Annotated in this window: 1 protein-coding gene; it reads right to left on the reverse strand. The window is 24.6% G+C overall.

Annotation, left to right across the window (positions count from 1 at the left end):
• The coding region (locus KGF45_RS19760) for a helix-turn-helix domain-containing protein (protein ID WP_157895571.1) at positions 1–115 on the reverse strand (115 nt) is incomplete at its 3' end.
• Positions 116–338: the final 223 nt, after the last annotated feature.

Below are 338 nucleotides of genomic sequence, written 5' to 3' on the forward strand. Positions count from 1 at the left end.
TAGCAAGATATTTATTATATACAAATCTACAACATCCAAAAGTTTTGTTAATTAACTCTTGCTGTTTTTTATTTGGATACATTCTAAACTTATAAGCTTTTTCCACTACTACCACCTCACTTTACTTGTTTTTTCTGATTATCTATATGGTATTGTACTAAATATACATATACTCTACCATGAGTCACTTCAATTTTTCATCACCTATCATAATATTAAAATATGCAATTACTTAAAACAAGTATTTTGAAGATTTTTTATATTTATTTTTAAATAACATATGTAAGAACCGTAAGTCTTAACTTTTATCATTTTTGAGGTTGTCGTTCACATAAGTT

The sequence above is a fragment of the Clostridioides sp. ZZV14-6154 genome, from assembly GCF_020657785.1.
In the GTDB taxonomy this organism is placed as follows: Bacteria; Bacillota; Clostridia; order Peptostreptococcales; family Peptostreptococcaceae; genus Clostridioides.